The following is a 19383-nucleotide window of genomic DNA, read 5'->3' as shown; positions in this document are numbered from 1 at the left end:
ATGAGCGGATTCACCCTGCCCAAACGCCGCCGCATCTATCTGATGCGTCACGGCGACGTGACGTACTTCGATGCATCGGGCCGCGCGATCGATCCCGAAAGCGTGCCGCTCAACGCGAATGGCCGCGTCCAGGCCACGGCCGCGGGCGATCTGTTCGCGGCGCAAGGCATCCGCTTCGATCGCGTGATCGTGAGCGGCCTGCCGCGCACGCTGGAGACGGCGCGACGTGTGCTCGCGCAGACCGGCCAGACCATCGAGCCCGAGATCGAGCCCGCGTGGGAGGAAATTCGCGGCGGCAAGCTGGCTCATCTCGCCCCCGAAGATATCGAGGCCTCGTTTCTCAGCGTGTTCGACGGCGTGGTCGCGGAAAGCACGCGCTTTCTGGGCGGCGAGAGCATTGGCGAACTGCTTGACCGCGTGCTGCCCGCCATCGACACCCTGCGCCGCGATGCCGCCTGGGACACCGTATTGCTCGTGCTGCACGGCGGCGTGAACCGCGCAATTCTTTCGCACGCGATCACCGCGGGCGGCCGCGCATTCTTCGGCCACCTTGCGCAGGCCACCGGCTGCATCAATGCGCTCGACGTCGGCGCCGAGCCACGCGACTGGGTCATTCGCGCGCTCAACCATTCGCCTCCCTCGCCGCTGCACCGCGACGTGCGCCACACGACGATGGAGATGCTCTACGCGCAATACGTCGAATACATGAAGCACCGCTAGCGCGCCCAACACACTCAAGATACGCAACGCAAGGCGCCCGACCTGGAGGAGACAATGGCACACGCCACCCCGGCAGAAAACACAGCACAACAGGCGGACTACTCGGCATTCGAAGGCACGCGGCCCGTCGCCGAGCGGCAGCGTTTCGACGCGGCTGCGCTCGAAGCGTGGCTCGCAAGCCATGTCGAAGGGTTCTCCGGTCCGCTCACAGTCGAGCAATTCGCTGGCGGTCAGTCGAACCCCACGTTCAAGCTCGTCACTCCGTCGCGCAGCTACGTGATGCGCGCGAAGCCTGGACCGAAGGCGAAGCTGCTGCCTTCCGCGCACGCGATCGAACGTGAATACCGCGTGATGGATGCGCTCGCAGGCACCGGTGTGCCGGTCGCGAAGATGCTCGCGCTGTGCGAGGACGAAGCGGTGATCGGCAGGGCGTTCTACGTGATGGCGTTCGTCGAGGGCCGGGTGCTCTGGGACCCCTCGCTGCCCGACATGTCGACTGACGAGCGCGCCGCGATCTACGACGAGATGAATCGCGTGATCGCCACGCTGCACAACGTGGTGCCGGCCGACGTGGGCCTCGCCGATTACGGCAAGGCAGGCAACTATTTCGCACGCCAGATCGACCGCTGGAGCCGTCAGTATCAGGCCTCGGAGACCGAGCCCATCGAGGCCATGCAACGCCTCATCGAATGGCTGCCGCAGCACATGCCCGACGACGCCGCTGCGCGAACGACGATCGTTCATGGCGATTACCGGCTCGACAATCTCATCTTCGACCGTCACGCGCCGCGCGTGCTGGCCGTGCTCGACTGGGAGCTTTCCACGCTGGGCGACCCGCTCGCGGACTTCGCCTACCACTGCATGGCGTGGCACGTCGACCCCGCGCAGTTCCGCGGCATTGCGGGCCTCGACCTCGCGGCGCTCGGCATTCCGGACGAAGCCGCTTATGTGCGGCGCTATTGCGAGCGCACGGGGCTCGATCTTCGCGGCGACTGGAACTTCTATCTGGCCTACAACATGTTCCGTATCGCCGCGATCCTGCAAGGCATCATGAAACGCGTCGTGGACGGCACGGCCGCGAGCGCCCAGGCCGCGGACGCCGGCCGCCGCGCGCGGCCCATGGCTGAACTGGCCTGGCGCTACGCGCAGAAAGTGCGCTGAGCCATCCCTTTCCCTTTCGCGAGGTATCCGATGAATTTCGACTACACCCCCAAGGTTCAGGCGTTGCGCGAAAAGCTGCTCGCGTTCTTCGACGAGCACATCTACCCGAACGAGTCGGTCTTTCTGGCCGAGGTCGCGCGCAATCGCGCGAACGGCAACGCGTGGATGCCCACCGAAATCGTCGAAAAGCTCAAGGAAACGGCGCGCGCGGCGGGCCTGTGGAACCTGTTCCTGCCCGACTCGGCGCGCGGCGCCGGGCTCACGAATCTCGAATACGCGCCGCTGTGCGAGATCATGGGACGCGTGCCCTGGGCGCCCGAGGTCTTCAACTGCAATGCGCCCGACACGGGCAACATGGAAACGATCGAACGCTACGGCACCGAGAGCCAGAAGCGGCAATGGCTCGACCCGCTGCTCGACGGCCAGATTCGCTCGGCCTTTCTCATGACGGAGCCCGAGGTCGCTTCATCGGATGCCACCAACATCCAGACGCGCATCGAACGCGACGGCGACCACTACGTGATCAACGGCCACAAGTGGTGGTCGTCGGGTGCGGGCGATCCGCGCTGCGCCGTCTATATCGTGATGGGCAAGACCGATCCCGACGCACCGCGGCACCGCCAGCAGTCGATGATCCTCGTGCCCGCCGACGCCACCGGCATCACCGTGCATCGCCCGCTCACCGTGTTCGGCTACGACGACGCGCCGCACGGCCACATGGACATCACGCTCGATAACGTGCGCGTGCCCGCGACGAACCTGCTGCTCGGCGAAGGACGCGGCTTCGAAATCGCACAGGGACGGCTCGGGCCGGGCCGCATTCACCACTGCATGCGGCTCATCGGGCTCGCCGAGCGCGCGCTCGAATTGATGACGAAGCGCGCGCTGCAGCGCGTCGCGTTCGGCAAACCCATCGCGTCGCAAACCGTGACGCAGGAGCGCATTGCCGAAGCGCGCTGCCTCATCGAGCAGGCGCGGCTGCTCACGCTCAAGACCGCCTACATGATGGACACCGTCGGCAACAAGGGCGCACGCGGCGAGATCGCCATGATCAAGGTGGTTGCACCGAACATGGCCTGTCAGGTGATCGACTGGGCGATGCAGGTGCACGGCGCGGCGGGCATGAGCGACGACTTCCCGCTGGCTTATGCGTACACGTCGGCACGCACGCTGCGCTTCGCCGATGGTCCCGACGAAGTGCATCGCAACGCCATCGCGAAGCTCGAACTCGCGCGCTACATGGATGCGGACGCGGCCTCGCGCGTCGAGATGCCGGTTACTCGTACCTGAAGCCGCACCTGAGCCGCACCTGAGTCGCCCCGGAGCCACATCTGCCCCGCACATCCGCCGCAGCGTGCGGGCGCGCAGGATGGCGCCCTGCACCGTCGCGCGATCTATGCTCTAATTTTTGCCTGTTCCGGCGCCGCACCAGAAAGACGCGGCGCCGCTTTCAAGCACGAAAGGAGCCACGATGATCGACGTCTACAGCTGGGCGACACCCAACGGCCACAAGGTCCATATCATGCTGGAGGAGACCGGACTCGCGTACCGCGTGCACCCCATCGATATCGGCGCAGGTGATCAGTTCAAGCCCGAGTTTCTCGCCATCAGCCCGAACAACAAGATTCCCGCGATCGTCGATTCCGAAGGCCCGAAGCGCGCCGACGGCCAGCCTTTTTCGCTGTTCGAATCCGGCGCGATCCTGATCTATCTCGCCGAGAAAAGCGGCCGCTTCCTGCCTACCGATCCGGCAGAACGGTATGCAACGTTTCAGTGGCTCATGTTCCAGATGGGCGGGCTCGGCCCGATGCTCGGCCAAGCGCATCACTTTCGCATTTACGCGCCACAGCAGATCGATTACGCGATCACGCGCTACACGAATGAAGCGAAGCGCCTCTACGGTGTGATGAACACGCAGCTCGCCAAAACCGCGTATCTCGCGGGCCACAAGTACACGATTGCCGACATCGCCGCGTTCCCGTGGACGCGCTCCTGGCAAAACCAGGGCATCGATCTCGATGCCTTCCCGCATGTGAAGCGCTGGCACGAAGAAATCGCCGCACGGCCCGCGGTGCAGCGCGGCGTGGAGGTGCTCGCCGCCGCGCGCCAGCCGCTCATCGACGAGAAGGCCAAGGAAGTGCTGTTCGGCGCGACGCAGTACGCGAAGCACTGACGCACTGAATCTCGCGAAAGACGTGGACGTTACCGGGGGCCGCCGCTCGATGGCGGCCCCCGGATGCTCAGAAGTAGTGGCGCGTGATGAATTCCGCGATGCACACAGGCCGCTCGCCTCCTTCACGTTCGAGCGTCACCTTCCAGATGACCTGCACGCCGTTGCCGTCCACGTCGGTGACCTCGGCCACAGCGAAATGTGCGCGCACCCTGGCGCCAACGGGCAACGGCGATGTGAAGCGCACGCGATTGAGCCCGTAGTTGAGACCCATGCGCTGACGTAGCGCGACCGTCCGTTCCAGCAGCGCGGGGATGAGCGAGAGCGTGAGGAACCCGTGCGCGATCGGCCCGCCGAACGGCGACTCGCGCCGCGCCCGTTCCGGGTCGACATGTATCCACTGATGGTCGCCTGTTGCGGCTGCAAAGCGGTCCACCCGCGCCTGATCGACCTCGATCCACTCGCTGACGAGTGCCGGCGCACCCACGAGTGCACGCAGCGCGTCTGCATCGATCTGCGGGGCGACCTCGCTCATGCTGCCGCCCCGCTCGTGCCCGGATGACGCAGACCGAAGATGCCCTTCGAACGTACGATGATGGCGGTCTGACCGTTCTGGTTGATGCCTTCCCACTGCATCGAGACGATGCCGCGATCCGGCCGGCTCGCCAGCACGCGTTTATCGAGCACGGAGATTTTCATCGTGATGGTGTCGCCGACCGCGACGGGCCTGAGCCAGCGAATCTCGTCCACGCCGGGCGAGCCCATCGAAGTGGAGCCCGCCAGCGTGCTGCGCACGAAGAGCCCCATCATCACCGAGCACGTATGCCAGCCGCTTGCGATCAGCTTGCCGTAGGGCGACGTTTTCGCTGCCTCGTCGTCCACGTGGAAGGGCTGAGGATCGAACCGCTGCGCAAACTCCACGATCTCGGCATGCCCGAACGTGTGCGAACCGATTTCGGCCGTCGTGCCCGCTTCTATATCCTCGTAGCTCAATCCCATCGCTTGATCCTCGTTGGCAAACGTCTTTTGTTGATGTTCACGCGTCGCAGGCGGTGAAGCCAGGTAACGCAGTAAAGCGCGCCAGGTGATGGTCGACGTCACCGAGCGTCGTTTCGATGATCGCGAGCCGCTTGAACAGATGCGCCGCGGCCACTTCGTTGGTGACGCCCATCCCGCCGTGCAGCTGGACCGCCTGCTGTCCCACGAAGCGCGCGGCCTGCCCGACCCGCACCTTCGCCGCGCTTATCGCGCGGCGCCGCTCGTCGGTGTCCGCGCTCGTGTAGCGCGCCGCGGCCAGATAAGTGAGCGAGCGCGCCTGTTCCGTGTGGATCAGCATCTCGACCATCCTGTGCTGCAGTGCCTGAAAACGGGCAATGGGCACGCCGAACTGCTGGCGCGTCTTCGTGTACTCGACGGTAGCATGGTTGAGCGCGTCGAGCGCACCGATTGCCTCTGCGCAGAGCAGAACGATGCCGTAGTCGGCGATGCGTTCGAGCGTGGCGGCACCCACTTCATGCGAGCCATCGGCAGCGAGCCGGCGTGCCGGTGTGGCGTCGAAGACCAGCGTTGCGGCGCGCTGGCCGTCGATGGTGCGGTAGTCCGTAGCGGTCGCACCCGCTGCATCGCGTGCCACGACGAAGAGTGCCAGCTCGCCGGGCGCTTCGCCGCCCGCGAGCCGCGCCGGGACGATCCAGTAGTCCGCCTGCGCGCCGTGCTGCACCACCGACTTGCTGCCGCTCAGCACGAAGCCGCCATCGCGCGGTGTCGCGACCGCCTCGACCGCGAACAGGTCGTATCGCGCAGCAGGCTCATTAAACGCCACCGCGAGCTTGATCTCGCCCGCCGCGGCACGTTCGAGCAGCGTCGCATCTTCGCCATCGCCCGAACCGGCGAGCTTCAATGCCTCGATGCCCACCGCGGTTGCCCAGTAGGGCTCCACGACCAGGGCGCGGCCCAGTTCCTGCATGACGACCAGCATGTCGAACGGCGTGCCGTCGAACCCGCCTTGTGCCTGCGGCACGGGCAACGCCGTCAGTCCCAGATCGACGAGCGCTTGCCAGGGGGTATCCGATACGCCGGCCTCGGAGCGCACGATCGCCTGACGCGCTTCGAAGCCGTATTGCCGGTCCAGATAGCGGCGCAGCGCGTCGGCGAATTGCTGTTGTTCGTCCGTGAAGGTGAAGTCCATGCGCTGCTCCTCAAAGGCCGAGAATCATCTGCGCGATGATGTTCTTCTGGATTTCGTTCGAGCCGCCGTAGATCGACGTCTTGCGGAAGTTGAAGTAGTAGGCGGCGAGCGGCGCCGCGTCGTCGTCGCCGGCGATGCTGTGTTCGCGTTCGCCTTCGAGGAACGGCACGTCGAACGGCGCGGCAAGCGGACCAGCGGCTTCGAACATCAGTTCGGTGAGCGCCTGCTGGACCTCGGTGCCTTTGATCTTCAGCATCGATGCTTCAGGCCCCGGTCCACGTCCGCCGGTTTCGCTGCTCACCACGCGCTGCACCGTGACTTCGAGCGCCATCAGTTCGATCTCGAGCGCCGCCACCTTCGCGGCGAACAGCGGATCATGCAGCAGCGGCTTGCCGTTCTTTTGCTGCGCGAGTGCGAAGCGCTTCAGAAAGAGCAGTTCGCGTTTCGACTGGCCCACGCGCGCAATGCCGGTGCGCTCGTGCCCGAGCAGATACTTCGCGTACGTCCAGCCGCGGTTTTCCTCGCCGACCCGATTTTCGACCGGCACCTGCACGTCTTCGAAGAACACCTCGTTGACTTCGTGATCTTCGTCGAGCGTGATGATGGGACGAACCGTGATGCCTGGCGTCTTCATGTCGATCAGCAGGAACGAGATACCTTCCTGCTTCTTCGCGGACGAGTCGGTGCGCACGAGGCAGAACATCATGTCGGCGTGCTGGCCGAGCGTAGTCCAGGTCTTCTGCCCGTTCACGACATAGTGGTCACCGTGGCGTTCGGCGCGCGTTCGCAGCGAAGCCAGATCGGACCCCGAACCGGGTTCGGAGTAGCCCTGGCACCACCAGTCGGTGCCATCGAGAATACGCGGCAGGTAGTGGCGTTTCTGCGCCTCGCTGCCGTACTTCATGAGGACGGGCGCAACCATCGACACGCCGAAAGGCAGCACCATCGGCGCGCCGGCCCGCGCGCACTCCTCTTCCCAGATATGGCGTTGTGTTGCGTTCCAGCCAGGTCCGCCGTATTCGACGGGCCACGCGGGCGCGGACCAACCGCGCGCGCCGAGCAGCTTGTGCCAGCGCGCGAAGTCGTCGCGATTCAGACGTTTGTGATTGAGAACTTTGTCGCGCAGCGACGAAGGCAGATTCGCTTCGAGCCAGGCGCGAATGTCGGCGCGAAAAGCGCCGTCGGCGGCGGAATAATCGAGGTCCATGCGCAGTGTCTCCTTGCCGCAGCGAGCGCCGCCACAAGGAAGACGCCGCGTTACTGCAACGGCTCCTTCAGTGCGGCCGGGATCGGCAGCGGCATCACGTCGATGCCTTCTTCGACGAGCGCGCGTGCATCCTCAGGCGTCGTGACCCCGCGAATATTGCGTGCGGGCGCCTCGTTGTAGTGGATGCGCCGGGCTTCCTCGGCGAAGCGGTCGCCCACGTTCTCGGTCTTGTCGAGGACCTCGCGCAGCGCGCGCATGACCCGCGCCTGCAGTTCGTTCATGTCCGGTGTGCCTTGCTGCGCCGGCTCGGCCGCTCCCGAAAGATTCAGACGAGGCGCGGACGGCAGGCGGCTCACTTCGGTGGCACCGCAAATCGGACATTCAACGAGCTTGCGAGCCAGCTGCGATTCGAAGTCGTCTGCCGAGGCAAACCAGCCTTCGAAGCGATGGCCGCCCGGGCATTGTAGATCGAGGACCTTCATGTGGAATCGGGGCTTACGTGCGAGTTTAGCGCAATTCGCTGTTTTATGAACGATCGTTCGAAAAACAGCGGTTAGGTATTCGCGGTGTGGCGGCGATGCGCTACCGCGCGGCACGGAGCGTTCTCTCGTGCCGGAAAAAAAATCGGCCCGTTATGAACGACGCATGACGTGTCCGGCGATTGTAGCGCCTCGGGCCGCGTGCTGCCGAGGTAGTCAAAAGACGGTGCCCGAGGTCTGCGCGACGCGCCAACACCGGCAATGATTCCCAGTGGAGACAGCGGTCTTTCCACAGCCTCCATCTGCCGCAACGGAACGCGGACCGAAGCGCGACGCTTACGCGTCGCCGCCAGTCTCCGCCGGCCCGAGCGGCCAGGCACCCGAGAGCACCTTTTCGAGCCAGAACGTGCCGATGATCGTCTTCACGTCCGTGATCTTGCCCGTGCGCACCCACTCCGAGAGATCGGGCACAGTCGCCGTGAAAAGCTCGAGAAATTCGCCGTCGTCCAGATTGCGCTCGCCCGCGGTGAGTCCGCGTGCCAGATAGATGTCGATGAACTCGGTGGAGTACGAAATGATCGGGTGGATACGCGTGACGTAGATGTATTCGCGCGCCGTATAGCCCGTTTCCTCGCGCAGTTCGCGCTTTGCACACGCAAGCGCGCCTTCGTTCGGATCGAGCTTGCCCGCCGGGTACTCGTACATCACCTTACCGATCGGGTAGCGGTACTGGCTTTCCATCAGCACGCGGCCGTCGTCGAACAGCGGAATCACCATGACCGCGCCCGGATGCTGCACGTATTCGCGCGTGGCGTGCTTGCCGTCCGGCAATTCCACCGTATCGCACTTGAGCGTGAGGAACTTGCCGTTGTGGATCGTGGTGCTTTCGACGCATCGCTCGTAGAGCGCGTCGTCGTGATCGGGGAGTTCGGCGGCCATATGCAAACCCTCTGTGCAACGCTGGAAGACCGGGGCGCGATGGCTCGCGCCGTCAGTGTCGTTTGACGAGATACTGCCAGGCGAAGCCTGGAAAGGCGAAGACGATGAAGAGACTGAACGTGATCGCGTAGAACTGCCAGCCCTGGTCGAAGCGATTGCCTGCGCGCGATTCGAGCATGAAACCGAGTGCGCCGACCACGAAATAGAGCACGATCAATTCGCCGATCCGCCACCAGGCGCTCTTCTTCGTCGCCCTGAGTGGGACCACACAGAAGAGGCGCTGGTTCAGAAAAGGCAGGTTGGCGCCCGCGAGCGCCAACAACACGATAAACCAGCCCGCTGCGGACATCAGAGCGAGAGCGTGTGCGAGATGGCCTGCAGGCAACCGGTCATCAACGGCCCCGGCACGAGGCCGAGTACCAGCACGGCGAGGCCATTGAGCGCAAGCAGCGCGCGGTTGCACATACCCGACTGGATCGGCGAGGCGTCCTGCGGCGCATCGAAGTACATGAGCTTGACGATACGCAGGTAGTAGAACGCGCCGAACAGCGACGTGATCACGGCCAGCACGGCAAGCCACGTGAGACCGGCATTCACCGTGGCCTCGAGCACGGCAAGCTTCGCGTAGAAGCCGACCGTCGGCGGGATGCCGGCGAGCGAGAACATCATCACCATCATGACGAACGCGAACACCGGGCTGCGCTGATTGAGACCCTTGAAGTCGTCGATCGTGTCGGCTTCGAAGTCACGGCGCGCGAGCAGCATCACCATGCCGAACGTGCCCAGCGTCGTGATCAGGTAGACGATGCTGTAGAACATGGCCGAACCGTAGGCGCCGGCCGCCCCGCTCGCCTTGCCGTCCACGATGCCGGAGAGCAGCCCCAGCAGCACGAAGCCCATGTTCGAGATCGCCGAGTACGCGAGCATGCGCTTCACGTTACGCTGCACGATACCCGTGATGTTGCCGACGATCAGCGAGAGCGCGGCGAGAATCACCAGCATTTCCTGCCAGTCGACTGCGAGCGGCAACAGACCCATCACGAGGAAGCGCAGAGCCCACGCGAACGCGGCCACCTTGGGGCCGCCGCCCGTGAGCAGCGTCATCGCCGTGGGGGCGCCTTGATACACATCGGGTACCCACATGTGGAACGGCACCGCGCCCATCTTGAACGCCACACCGGCCACAACGAAGATCACGCCGAACAGCAGCACGACGTCGTTGATGCGGCCCGAAGCAATGGCCTTCACCACATCGTTGAGGTCGAGCGAGCCCGTTGCGCCGTACAGCATCGAAATGCCGTAGAGCAGGAAGCCCGAAGCCAGGGCGCCCAGCACGTAGTACTTCATCGCCGCTTCGTTCGACGTCGAGGCGCTGCGGCGCAGGGCGATCACGGCGTAGAGCGACAGCGACATCAGTTCCAGACCGAGGTACAGCGTCAGGAAGTTGTTGCCGGAGATCATCACCAGCTGACCGAGCAGCGAGAACATGCCGAGCAGGAAGAAGTCGCCGCGGAACAGGTCGCGCTCTTCCAGATAACGACGCGAGTAGACGATCGACACGGCGAAGCCCAGCGTCACGACGGCCTTCATCGCACTGGCGAACGCGTCCACCACATACATGTGCGAGAAGAAGTAATAGACGTTGTTGTCGGCCGCGTTCACCGCGAACCAGATGCCGGCCACGAGGCTCGACAGCAAGGCGATGAAGTAGGTCGTGCGCCGGCCGCTGTCGCCGACGAACGTGTCGTTGAGCCACGCGACGATGACGGCGACCATCAGCAGCGCGTCGGGCAACAGAACGGTCATAGGTGCGTTTTGCATGATGTCTTAGATCCTCCGCTCTGTATTACTGCGACAACGGCAGCTTCGACTGCGCCACGTGGGAGAGGAGGTTATCCACGGAGACGTGCATCACATCGGTAAAGGGCTTCGGATAGATGCCCATATACAGCGTCAGCAGCGCGAGGATAGCCAGCATGAAGTACTCGCGGCGGTTCACGTCCTTGAGTTCCTTCACGTGATCGTTGGCCACGGCGCCGAAGTAGACGCGCTTGTACATCCACAGCGTGTAGGCCGCGCCGAGAATCAGCGTGAACGCTGCGCCGAACGCAATCCAGAAATTGAACTGGACAGCGGCCAGAATCACCATGAATTCGCCCACGAAACCCGAGGTACCCGGCAAGCCGCAGTTGGCCATCGAGAACAGCATGGCGAGCGCCGCAAACTTCGGCATCGTGTTCACGACGCCACCGTAGTCCGCGATCTGACGCGAGTGCACGCGGTCGTAGAGCACGCCGATGCACAGGAACATGGCGCCCGACACGAAGCCGTGCGAGATCATCTGCACGATCGCGCCTTCCACACCCAGTTGGCTGAAGATGAAGAAGCCGAGCGTGACGAAGCCCATGTGCGCGATCGACGAATACGCGACCAGTTTCTTCATGTCGGCCTGCACCATCGCCACGAGGCCGATGTAGATCACCGCGATCAGCGAAAGCGTGATGATGACCGGCGCGAGGAAGTGGCTCGCGTCCGGCGTGACCGGCAGCGAAAAACGCAGGAAACCGTACGCACCGAGCTTCAGCATGATCGCCGCCAGCACGACCGAGCCGCCCGTGGGCGCTTCCACGTGGGCGTCAGGCAACCACGTGTGCACCGGCCACATCGGCACCTTCACGGCGAAGGCAAGGAAGAAGGCAATGAAGAGCAGGATCTGCGGCGTCATCGCGATCTTCGCGGCCTGCCACGAGGCGAGGTCGAACGTGCCCGTCTGCGTGTACAGGTACAGCAGCGCGACCAGCATCAGGAGCGAGCCGGCCAGCGTGTACAGGAAGAACTTGAACGCGGCATAAACGCGGTTCGGGCCGCCCCACACGCCGATGATGATGTACATCGGAATCAGGGTGGCTTCGAAGAACACGTAGAACAGCATGCCGTCCTGCGCGCTGAACACGCCCACCATGATGCCGGAGAGGATCAGGAAGGCCGCCAGGTACTGCGAGACGTTCTTCGTGATCACTTCCCATCCGGCGATCACGACGATCACCGTAATCAGCGCGGTCAGCACGACAAACCACATCGAGATGCCGTCCACGCCCAGGTGGTACGAAATGTTGAAGCGTTCGATCCAGGTGGACTGCTCGACGAACTGCATCGCCGCCGTGCTAGCGTCGAACTGCGTGAACAGCGGAATCGTGACGATGAAGCTCAGGATCGACCCCACGAGCGCGATCCATCGCGCCGGCCCCGGATTCTTGTCGGACCCGATCGCCAGGATGACGAGCCCGAAAACAATCGGCATCCAGATGGCGATACTGAGAAGCGGATAAGTATGCATTCGTGTCCCTCGCCTTATTTGCCGCTAAGCGTTACAAACAGGGTCAGGAGCCCCAACATGCCGATAATCATGGCAAACGCGTAGTGATAGATGTAGCCGGATTGGAGGAAACGGATCACGCTCGCAAACCAGCCGATAAAACGCGCGCTCCCGTTGACGAGACCGTCGATGACCACGACGTCGCCCTCTTTCCAGAGTCCGCGGCCAATCGCCACCGCACCCCGCGCGAACACGACTTCGTTGATCTTGTCCATGTAGTACTTGTTGTCCAGCAGCGTGTAGATCGGGCCGAACTTGCTGCGGATCACCGCCGGCAGATCAGGACGCTTCAGGTACAGGAACCAGGCCACCACCACGCCGGCCAGCGCGAGCCACATGGGCAGCCCCGTCACCGCGTGCAGACCCAGATCCAGCCAGCCGTGGAATTCTTCGGCCATCTCGGCCAGCGCCGGGTGGCTCGACGAAATTTCGATCACCTTGTCGAACGCCACGCCGTGCTGGAAGAAGTCGCCGTACAGCATCGGGCCAATCGCAATCGCGCCGATCACCACCGACGGAATCGCCAGCAGCACGAGCGGCAGCCACACCACCCACGGCGTTTCGTGCGGCACGTGAACGTGGTGCTCATGCTCGTGGCCGTGCGCGGACGACTCAGCGCCATGGCCATTGCCGTAGTCCTTCGGATGGCGGAAACGCTCCTCGCCGTGGAACACCATGAAGTACATCCGGAACGAGTACAGCGCCGTCACGAACACGCTCGCCGTCACGGCGAAGTAGGCGAAGCCCGAGCCCGGCAGATGCGAGAGCTTGACCGCGTCGATGATCGAATCTTTCGAGTAGAAGCCCGAGAAGAACGGCGTACCGATCAGCGCGAGCGAGCCGATCAGCGACGTGATCCACGTGATCGGCATGTACTTGCGCAGACCGCCCATGTTGCGCATATCCTGATCGTGGTGCATGCCGATGATCACGGAACCGGCGCCGAGGAACAGCAGCGCCTTGAAGAACGCGTGGGTCATGAGGTGGAACACGCCGACCGGGTAGGCCGACACGCCCAGCGCGACCGTCATGTAGCCGAGCTGCGAGAGCGTGGAGTACGCCACCACACGCTTGATGTCGTTCTGCACGATGCCGAGGAAGCCCATGAAGAGCGCCGTGATGGCACCGATCACCGTGATGAACGAGAGCGCCGCATCCGAGAGTTCGAAGAGCGGCGACATGCGCGTCACCATGAAGATGCCGGCCGTCACCATGGTCGCCGCGTGAATCAGCGCGGAGATAGGCGTCGGGCCTTCCATCGAGTCCGGCAGCCAGACGTGCAGCGGGAACTGCGCCGACTTACCCATCGCGCCGATGAAGAGGCAGATACAGGCGACGGTCAGGAGGCCCCAGTGCGTGCCCGGGAACGCGAGTGCGGCCAGTTCGTTGCGCTTCGCGAACACGTCGCCGTAATTGAGCGAACCGGCGAACGCGAGCAGCAGGCCGATGCCGAGCAGGAAGCCGAAGTCGCCCACGCGGTTCACGAGGAACGCCTTCATGTTCGCGTAGATCGCGCTTTCACGCGTGAAGTAGAAGCCGATCAGCAGGTACGACACAAGACCCACCGCTTCCCAACCGAAGAACAGCTGCAGGAAGTTGTTGCTCATGACGAGCATCAGCATCGAGAACGTGAACAGCGAGATGTACGAGAAGAAGCGCTGGTAGCCGTCTTCTTCCGCCATGTAGCCGATGGTGTAGATGTGCACCATCAGCGACACGAAGGTCACCACGCACATCATCATCGCCGTGAGCGAATCGACGAGGAAGCCGATCTCGAACTTCAGGCCATGCACCGACATCCACTCGTAGATCGTCGCGTTGAAGCTTGCGCCGTTCAGTACGTCGAGGAACACGATGGCCGAAAGCACGAACGAGATCGCGACGCCGAGAATCGTGACCGTGTGGGCACCCGCCCGCCCCACTGTCTTGCCGAACAGACCCGCGATCAGCGACCCGACAAGCGGCGCGAGCGGGATGGCCAGCAGCAGGTTTTCATTGAGTGTCGTGGACATAACAGCCTTGCCTGAAATTAACCTTTGAGCTGATCGAGGTCCTCGACGTTGATCGTGTCGAGGCTACGGAACAGGGTCACCAGAATGGCGAGACCGATCGCCGCCTCCGCTGCTGCCACTGTCAGCACGAAGAACACGAAGATCTGGCCATGCACGTCGCCGAGGTAATGCGAGAACGCGACGAAATTGGTGTTCACCGCCAGCAGCATCAGCTCGATCGCCATCAGGATGATGATGATGTTGCGACGGTTCAGGAAAATGCCGACGACAGCGATCGAGAACAGGATCGCGCCGAGCACGAGGTAATGGGCAAGGGTCAACATGTTTTTCTCCTCCTCGCTCAGCTGTTGCTGCCGGGCGCAGTTTCTCCCGCAACCGGTTCGGGTGCGGCCTTCTCGGCCGGCATCTTCACAAGGCGCACGCGGTCTTCACGCCGCACGTGCACCTGCTCCGACACCACCTGACGCTTGCGGGTCTTGAGATGGCGCGCGGTCAGCGCGATCGCGGCAATGATCGCCACGAGCAGCACGAGGCCCGCCACTTCGAATGCGAAGATGTATTCCGAGTAAATGATCCGGCCGATCAGGCGCGTATTCGGCATGGAGCCCAGTGCGGCAGCCGCAGCCGTATCGCGCACCGGCGTGGTCGTGGCGCCGTAGCCGTGCCAGAGGATCAGCGCGGTCTCGATCACGATGATCGCGCCTACCACGGTCGCCATCGGCACGAAGCGCCGGAAGTCGCGCCGCAGTACGTCGAGATTGATGTCGAGCATCATCACGACGAACAGGAACAGCACCATCACCGCGCCCACGTAGACGAGCACCAGCAGGATGGCGAGGAATTCGGCCTCGAGCAGCATCCAGATCGCGGCCGCGTTGAAGAACGCGAGCACGAGGAACAGCGCGGAGGATACCGGGTTGCGCGAGGTGATCACCTTCAGCCCTGACACCGTCAGGAGCAGCGCGAAGATGTAGAACAGTACGGTCGTGAATTCCATGATTACCGGTTCATCGTTAGGCCATCGTGAGGCTTGTTGTCGTCGGACGCGCGGCACGGGCTGGCACAGGGGCACCGCGCCGCGGCGGTCGGGCTGAGGCTTCGCGCGTGAGCTACACCGCGCGGGCCCTGCAGCCGGCCCGGACCGCGGGCCGATCGAGCATCAAACTGAAATCAACGGTACGGCGCGTCCGCTGCCTTGTTCGCGGCGATCTGCGCTTCATAGCGATCGCCCACGGCCAGCAGCATGTCTTTCGTGAAATACAGATCGCCGCGCTTCTCGCCGTGATATTCGAGAATGTGCGTCTCGACGATCGAATCGACGGGGCAGCTCTCTTCGCAGAAGCCACAGAAAATGCACTTGGTCAGGTCGATGTCGTAGCGCGTCGTGCGGCGCGTGTTGTCCGCGCGCGTTTCAGACTCGATCGTGATGGCGAGCGCCGGGCACACCGCTTCGCACAGCTTGCACGCGATGCAGCGCTCTTCGCCGTTCTCGTAGCGGCGCAGTGCGTGCAGCCCGCGAAAGCGCGGCGAAATAGGCGTCTTCTCTTCGGGGAACTGCACCGTGAACTTGCGCCGGAACGTGTAACGTCCCGTCAGCGCGAGGCCCTTGAGCAGCTCGGTGAGAAAGAAGGTCTTGAAGAAGTTTTGGATTGCGGTCATGGGTTCATCCGCCCTTTATTTCCAGATATTCAGCGGCGACATGATCCAGAAGCCGACCACCACCAGCCAGACACAGCACACCGGAATGAACACCTTCCAGCCGAGACGCATGATCTGATCGTAGCGGTAGCGCGGGAACGTGGCACGCGCCCAGATGAATACCGACAGCAGGAAAAAGACTTTCAGCACCAGCCAGAACACGCCCGGGATGAACGACAGGAAGCCGAACGGTGCGCTCCAGCCGCCGAGGAACAGCGTCGAAGCCAAGGCCGAGATCACGATCATGTTGATGTACTCGGCGAGGAAGAACAGCGCGAACGCCATACCCGAGTAGTCGATCATGTGGCCCGCGACGATTTCCGACTCCCCCTCCACCACGTCGAACGGGTGACGGTTCGTTTCGGCGATGCCCGAGATGAAGTACACGACGAACATCGGCAGGAGTGGCAGCCAGTTCCACGAGAGCAGCGCGACGCCGTGGTCGGCGAAGAAACCGCGTTCCTGCGAGTTGACGATGTCCGAGAGGTTGAGGCTGCCCGAGGTCATCAGCACGACCACGAGCGCGAAGCCCATGGCGATTTCGTACGAGACCATCTGCGCTGCGGCACGCATGGCGCCAAGGAAGGCGTACTTCGAGTTGGACGCCCAGCCGGCGAGAATCACGCCGTAGACGCCAATCGACGAGATCGCGATTGCGTACAGCAGACCCGCGTTGATGTTGCCGAGCACGGCGCCTGCCTGGAACGGAATCACGGCCCACACGGCGAACGCCGGCACCACGGTCATGATCGGAGCGATCAGGTAAGTCCAGCGGCTTGCCTGCGCGGGCTGGATCACTTCCTTCAGCAGCAGCTTCAGCACGTCTGCGATAGGCTGCAGAAGACCTGCGGGACCCACACGGTTCGGGCCAATACGCACGTGCATCCAGCCGATGAGCTTGCGCTCCCAGAGGATCAGGTACGCGACGCACAGCAGGATCACCACCGCCACCACCAGGATGCGCACGAGCGCCCACACCGTGGGCCACGCCACACCCAGCAACTGGCTGCCGCCTGCGTTGATCGTATCGAACAAGCTCATTTACGCCTTCTCCACCAGCAGTTCACCGAACAGGCTGCCCAGCGCCGCACCGGCGGGCGTTGCCGCCGGCACGCGCACCACCGTCTGCGCAAGATTCGCGTCGCGCACCGCCGGTGCCTGCACCGAGCGATCGCCTTGGCGCACGCGCACCGCGTCGCCGTCCTTCAAACCCAGCTGATCGAACAGGGCTGCCGGCAGGCCCACCGTCCCGGCCGCCTTCGCCGCCATCGTCAGATGCAGCGACGGCGCACGACGCACGAGCGGGTCGGCGTGGTAGATCGGCACATCGGACACGCGTTCGAAGCCGCCGTTGGCCGGCTTCGCCGCCGAACCGCCTGCGGCACGTGCGATCGCGCCGTTTGCCTTGTTCGACAGACGCGACGTGAGGTCGCCGTCGCCCAGCGCAGCCGTGCGCACTTCTTCGGACGTATCGAACTCGAAACCCGGCTTGCCAAGCAGGCTGCCGAGCACGCGCAGCACCTTCCAGGCCGGGCGGGCGTCGCCAAGCGGACGCACGACACCGTTGAACGACTGCACCGTGGCTTCGGCGTTGACGAACGTGCCGGACGTTTCCGTGAACGGCGCGATAGGCAGCAGGACGTCGGCGTATTCGGCGCCGGTCTTGAACGGCGACAGCACGACGACCATCTCGGCCTGATTCAGCGCTGACAGCGCCGCTGCCGGATTGGCCGTATCGAACTCGGGCTCGACGTTGAGCAGCACATAGCCCTTGCGCGGCTGCTCGAACGCTTCGCGCGCGTTCAGGCCGCCCTCGCCCGGCAGCGCGCCGGCGAGATACGCGCCCACGGTGTTCGCCGCCTCGGTGAGGAAACCGAGCGTCGCGCCGGTGTTCTCCGCAATCCACTGTGCTGCGGCGTGCAGGCGTGCAAATTCGGGGTGCTGCACGGCGCTGTTGCCAAGCAGCACGACACGCCGTTCGCCGGCTGCGAGCGATGCCGCAACCTGCTTTGCCGCCTCGGACGGTTGGGCGCCCGCGAACGCTTCGGGCACGCTCACACCGCGCGCTTGACCGACCGCTGCGGCGATGCCGGCCAGCTCGTCGAGCCATGCCGACGGTGCCGCCACGATGCGCTGTGCGGTCGGAATGAGCGAGTCGTCGTTCGTGGCCTGCAGCAGCGTGAGCTTTGCGCCACCCTTGGCGGCCTGGCGCAGACGCGCGGCCAGCAGCGGATGATCGCGACGCAGGAACGAACCGATCACGAACGCCGAGTCGAGGGTCGAGAGGTCGGCGATCTTCGTGCCGAGCCACGGTGCGCCCGCGAGCGGGGCCGAGAAATCCGACTGGCGCAGACGGAAATCAACGTTCGGCGTACCGACGGCGTTGGCCAGTTGCTTCAGCAGATAAAGCTCTTCAACCGTGCTGTGCGGGCTCGCGAGCGTGGCGAGCGCATTCGCGCCATGGTCGGCGGCGATGCCCTTCAGACCCTTCACCACGTATTCGAGCGCCGTTTGCCAGTCCGTCTCGATCCACTGGCCGCCTTGCTTCACCATCGGGCGCGTGAGGCGTTCGTCGCTGTTGAGGCCTTCGTACGAGAAGCGGTCCTTGTCCGAAATCCAGCACTCGTTGATCGCTTCGTTTTCGAGCGGCAGCACGCGCATGACGTGGTTGTTCTTCACCTGCACCACGAGGTTGGCGCCGACGGAATCATGCGGGCTCACCGACTTGCGGCGCGACAGTTCCCACGTGCGGGCGCTGTAGCGGAACGGCTTGCTCGTGAGCGCGCCTACCGGGCACAGGTCGATCATGTTGCCCGACAGTTCCGAGTCCACGGTCTTGCCGACGAACGACGTGATTTCCGAATGCTCGCCGCGGCCCAGCATGCCGAGTTCCATTACGCCGGCAACTTCCTGGCCGAAGCGGACGCAACGCGTGCAGTGGATGCAGCGCGTCATCTCTTCCATGGAGATCAGTGGACCGACATTCTTGTGGAACACCACGCGCTTTTCTTCGCTGTAGCGCGACGACGACTTGCCGTAGCCCACTGCGAGATCCTGCAACTGGCATTCGCCGCCCTGATCGCAGATCGGGCAGTCGAGCGGGTGGTTGATGAGCAGGAATTCCATCACCGACTGCTGGGCCTTCACGGCCTTGTCGGAGGTGGTGCGCACGACCATGCCGGGCGACACCGGCGTGGCACACGCGGGTACGGCCTTCGGCATCTTCTCGACTTCGACGAGACACATCCGGCAATTGGCCGCAATCGACAGCTTCTTGTGATAGCAGAAGTGAGGAATGTAGGTATCGACCTTGTGCGCAGCCTGGATCACCATGCTGCCTTCAGGCACCTCGACCTTCTTGCCGTCTATTTCGAGTTCAACCATGATGGTCAATCATCCTTAACCTGTTACCGCTCAATCGTTCGCCCCGTTC

Annotated in this window: 19 protein-coding genes; 4 read left to right on the top strand and 15 right to left on the bottom strand. The window is 63.7% G+C overall.

Annotation, left to right across the window (positions count from 1 at the left end; genetic code table 11):
- The 4 genes from P2869_RS04920 (at position 1) to P2869_RS04905 (ending at position 4054) form a co-directional block, all read left to right on the top strand.
- Positions 1–720, top strand: coding sequence for a histidine phosphatase family protein (locus P2869_RS04920; protein WP_017774429.1), 720 nt, complete (start codon positions 1–3; stop codon positions 718–720).
- Between the two features lie 54 nt (positions 721–774).
- Positions 775–1881, top strand: coding sequence for a phosphotransferase family protein (locus tag P2869_RS04915; RefSeq protein WP_277597627.1), 1107 nt, complete (start codon positions 775–777; stop codon positions 1879–1881).
- A 30-nt stretch (positions 1882–1911) separates the two neighbouring features.
- A complete protein-coding gene (locus P2869_RS04910) occupies positions 1912–3171 on the top strand; it encodes an acyl-CoA dehydrogenase family protein (protein ID WP_277597626.1) in 1260 nt (419 codons plus the stop codon).
- A gap of 181 nt (positions 3172–3352) precedes the next feature.
- Positions 3353–4054 (top strand): glutathione binding-like protein, encoded by a 702-nt coding sequence (locus P2869_RS04905; RefSeq protein ID WP_017774426.1) that lies wholly within the window; start codon positions 3353–3355, stop codon positions 4052–4054.
- Between the two features lie 67 nt (positions 4055–4121).
- On the opposite strand, the gene P2869_RS04900 is transcribed toward P2869_RS04905, so the two are convergent.
- The 15 genes from P2869_RS04900 to nuoG all read right to left on the bottom strand — a co-directional run bounded on the left by P2869_RS04900 (position 4122) and on the right by nuoG (position 19334).
- Complete coding sequence (locus tag P2869_RS04900; protein ID WP_277597625.1) at positions 4122–4586, bottom strand: MaoC family dehydratase; 465 nt, start codon at positions 4584–4586, stop codon at positions 4122–4124.
- Positions 4583–5050, bottom strand: a complete 468-nt coding sequence (locus P2869_RS04895) for a MaoC family dehydratase (protein WP_277597624.1) — start codon at positions 5048–5050, stop codon at positions 4583–4585. The genes P2869_RS04900 and P2869_RS04895 overlap by 4 nt, the downstream gene beginning before the upstream one ends.
- Positions 5051–5087: 37 nt before the next feature.
- Positions 5088–6239, bottom strand: coding sequence for an acyl-CoA dehydrogenase (locus tag P2869_RS04890; protein ID WP_277597623.1), 1152 nt, complete (start codon positions 6237–6239; stop codon positions 5088–5090).
- Positions 6240–6249: 10 nt separating this feature from the next.
- Positions 6250–7446 carry an acyl-CoA dehydrogenase family protein gene (locus P2869_RS04885; protein ID WP_126878518.1) on the bottom strand — a complete coding sequence of 399 codons (1197 nt, stop codon included), beginning with the start codon at positions 7444–7446 and terminating at the stop codon, positions 6250–6252.
- A gap of 50 nt (positions 7447–7496) precedes the next feature.
- The gene (locus P2869_RS04880) at positions 7497–7928 is read right to left on the bottom strand and encodes a DUF1178 family protein (protein ID WP_277597622.1); all 432 of its coding nucleotides are present in this window, start codon (positions 7926–7928) and stop codon (positions 7497–7499) included.
- A 333-nt stretch (positions 7929–8261) separates the two neighbouring features.
- Positions 8262–8864 carry an NUDIX hydrolase gene (locus tag P2869_RS04875; protein WP_277597621.1) on the bottom strand — a complete coding sequence of 201 codons (603 nt, stop codon included), beginning with the start codon at positions 8862–8864 and terminating at the stop codon, positions 8262–8264.
- Between the two features lie 52 nt (positions 8865–8916).
- Complete coding sequence (locus P2869_RS04870; protein WP_017774419.1) at positions 8917–9213, bottom strand: DUF2818 family protein; 297 nt, start codon at positions 9211–9213, stop codon at positions 8917–8919.
- Positions 9213–10685, bottom strand: a complete 1473-nt coding sequence (gene nuoN, locus P2869_RS04865; RefSeq protein ID WP_277597620.1) for an NADH-quinone oxidoreductase subunit NuoN — start codon at positions 10683–10685, stop codon at positions 9213–9215. The genes P2869_RS04870 and nuoN overlap by 1 nt, the downstream gene beginning before the upstream one ends.
- 25 nt (positions 10686–10710) lie before the next feature.
- On the bottom strand, positions 10711–12201 hold the full coding sequence (locus P2869_RS04860) for an NADH-quinone oxidoreductase subunit M (protein WP_017774417.1): 1491 nt from the start codon (positions 12199–12201) through the stop codon (positions 10711–10713).
- 14 nt (positions 12202–12215) lie between these two features.
- A complete protein-coding gene (gene nuoL, locus P2869_RS04855; RefSeq protein WP_017774416.1) occupies positions 12216–14252 on the bottom strand; it encodes an NADH-quinone oxidoreductase subunit L in 2037 nt (678 codons plus the stop codon).
- A 17-nt stretch (positions 14253–14269) separates the two neighbouring features.
- The gene (gene nuoK / locus P2869_RS04850; protein ID WP_277597619.1) at positions 14270–14575 is read right to left on the bottom strand and encodes an NADH-quinone oxidoreductase subunit NuoK; all 306 of its coding nucleotides are present in this window, start codon (positions 14573–14575) and stop codon (positions 14270–14272) included.
- Positions 14576–14592: 17 nt separating this feature from the next.
- Positions 14593–15249 carry an NADH-quinone oxidoreductase subunit J gene (locus P2869_RS04845; protein WP_017774414.1) on the bottom strand — a complete coding sequence of 219 codons (657 nt, stop codon included), beginning with the start codon at positions 15247–15249 and terminating at the stop codon, positions 14593–14595.
- A 173-nt stretch (positions 15250–15422) separates the two neighbouring features.
- Positions 15423–15911 carry an NADH-quinone oxidoreductase subunit NuoI gene (nuoI, locus tag P2869_RS04840; RefSeq protein WP_017774413.1) on the bottom strand — a complete coding sequence of 163 codons (489 nt, stop codon included), beginning with the start codon at positions 15909–15911 and terminating at the stop codon, positions 15423–15425.
- Between the two features lie 15 nt (positions 15912–15926).
- Positions 15927–16991 carry an NADH-quinone oxidoreductase subunit NuoH gene (nuoH, locus tag P2869_RS04835; RefSeq protein WP_126878514.1) on the bottom strand — a complete coding sequence of 355 codons (1065 nt, stop codon included), beginning with the start codon at positions 16989–16991 and terminating at the stop codon, positions 15927–15929.
- On the bottom strand, positions 16992–19334 hold the full coding sequence (gene nuoG, locus P2869_RS04830) for an NADH-quinone oxidoreductase subunit NuoG (protein WP_277597618.1): 2343 nt from the start codon (positions 19332–19334) through the stop codon (positions 16992–16994).
- Between the last annotated feature and the right edge of the window lie 49 nt (positions 19335–19383).

This window comes from Paraburkholderia sp. SUR17 (assembly GCF_029536165.1).
In the GTDB taxonomy this organism is placed as follows: Bacteria; Pseudomonadota; Gammaproteobacteria; order Burkholderiales; family Burkholderiaceae; genus Paraburkholderia; species Paraburkholderia kururiensis.
The sequence above is the reverse complement of the archived record's forward strand: the minus strand, read 5'-3'. Positions and strand labels throughout refer to the sequence as shown.

Excerpts from the sequence above, each read along its gene's own strand:
- P2869_RS04920 (WP_017774429.1), top strand. The coding sequence starts at position 1 with ATGAGCGGATTCACCCTGCCCAAACGCCGCCGCATCTATCTGATGCGT.
- P2869_RS04915 (WP_277597627.1), top strand. The coding sequence starts at position 775 with ATGGCACACGCCACCCCGGCAGAAAACACAGCACAACAGGCGGACTAC.
- P2869_RS04910 (WP_277597626.1), top strand. The coding sequence starts at position 1,912 with ATGAATTTCGACTACACCCCCAAGGTTCAGGCGTTGCGCGAAAAGCTG.
- P2869_RS04905 (WP_017774426.1), top strand. The coding sequence starts at position 3,353 with ATGATCGACGTCTACAGCTGGGCGACACCCAACGGCCACAAGGTCCAT.
- P2869_RS04900 (WP_277597625.1), bottom strand. The coding sequence starts at position 4,586 with ATGAGCGAGGTCGCCCCGCAGATCGATGCAGACGCGCTGCGTGCACTC.
- P2869_RS04895 (WP_277597624.1), bottom strand. The coding sequence starts at position 5,050 with ATGGGATTGAGCTACGAGGATATAGAAGCGGGCACGACGGCCGAAATC.
- P2869_RS04890 (WP_277597623.1), bottom strand. The coding sequence starts at position 6,239 with ATGGACTTCACCTTCACGGACGAACAACAGCAATTCGCCGACGCGCTG.
- P2869_RS04885 (WP_126878518.1), bottom strand. The coding sequence starts at position 7,446 with ATGGACCTCGATTATTCCGCCGCCGACGGCGCTTTTCGCGCCGACATT.
- P2869_RS04880 (WP_277597622.1), bottom strand. The coding sequence starts at position 7,928 with ATGAAGGTCCTCGATCTACAATGCCCGGGCGGCCATCGCTTCGAAGGC.
- P2869_RS04875 (WP_277597621.1), bottom strand. The coding sequence starts at position 8,864 with ATGGCCGCCGAACTCCCCGATCACGACGACGCGCTCTACGAGCGATGC.
- P2869_RS04870 (WP_017774419.1), bottom strand. The coding sequence starts at position 9,213 with ATGTCCGCAGCGGGCTGGTTTATCGTGTTGTTGGCGCTCGCGGGCGCC.
- nuoN (WP_277597620.1), bottom strand. The coding sequence starts at position 10,685 with ATGCAAAACGCACCTATGACCGTTCTGTTGCCCGACGCGCTGCTGATG.
- P2869_RS04860 (WP_017774417.1), bottom strand. The coding sequence starts at position 12,201 with ATGCATACTTATCCGCTTCTCAGTATCGCCATCTGGATGCCGATTGTT.
- nuoL (WP_017774416.1), bottom strand. The coding sequence starts at position 14,252 with ATGTCCACGACACTCAATGAAAACCTGCTGCTGGCCATCCCGCTCGCG.
- nuoK (WP_277597619.1), bottom strand. The coding sequence starts at position 14,575 with ATGTTGACCCTTGCCCATTACCTCGTGCTCGGCGCGATCCTGTTCTCG.
- P2869_RS04845 (WP_017774414.1), bottom strand. The coding sequence starts at position 15,249 with ATGGAATTCACGACCGTACTGTTCTACATCTTCGCGCTGCTCCTGACG.
- nuoI (WP_017774413.1), bottom strand. The coding sequence starts at position 15,911 with ATGACCGCAATCCAAAACTTCTTCAAGACCTTCTTTCTCACCGAGCTG.
- nuoH (WP_126878514.1), bottom strand. The coding sequence starts at position 16,991 with ATGAGCTTGTTCGATACGATCAACGCAGGCGGCAGCCAGTTGCTGGGT.
- nuoG (WP_277597618.1), bottom strand. The coding sequence starts at position 19,334 with ATGGTTGAACTCGAAATAGACGGCAAGAAGGTCGAGGTGCCTGAAGGC.